General features: G+C 80.3%; 1 pseudogene. It reads right to left on the bottom strand.

Features of this window, described 5'->3' with window-relative positions:
• Positions 1-468, bottom strand: a pseudogene (locus KBX39_RS32805) (molybdopterin-binding oxidoreductase); the annotation flags it as partial.

Raw genomic sequence — 468 nt, 5'->3', positions numbered from 1 at the left:
CGCAGGAACCGCCGCCGCGACTCCGCGTCGTCGTGCCGGACCGGCTCCCAGCCGCCCGGCGTCTCCCCCTCCCGGGCCAACGCGGCGACCGCCGGAGGCGGGGCGGATGGCGGGGGCGACGCGGACGGTGGCTCGCTGTCCGCCGAAGCGGCCCCGTCGCGCTCCGCCGGACCGGTCCCGGCCCGGTCGCGTCGCACGGCGTCGGACCGGTCACGCCCTGGTCGCTTCCGGTGCGCCAGGTCGGCGCTCAGCGGGCCGGCCACGAACGCCCACAGCGTCAGCGCGCCCAGTCCGCCGCCGACCAGGGAGGGCAGCGCGTCGAAGGCGTCCGCGCCGGCCCGGGTCAGCGCGGCGGCGACACCGAGCGCGGCGAACGCGGCGATGCCGGCCAGGCCGATCACCAGCCGCCGGGCCGCTGCCAGGCCCAGCAGCGCGCCGAAGACGGCCAGCAGCAGCGCCGTCCCCATC

It is taken from the genome of Micromonospora sp. D75 (assembly GCF_018070405.1).
Lineage (GTDB): Bacteria > Actinomycetota > Actinomycetes > Mycobacteriales > Micromonosporaceae > Micromonospora > Micromonospora chalcea.
Note: the sequence above shows the minus strand (reverse complement) of the source record. Positions and strands in the feature narration are given on the sequence as shown.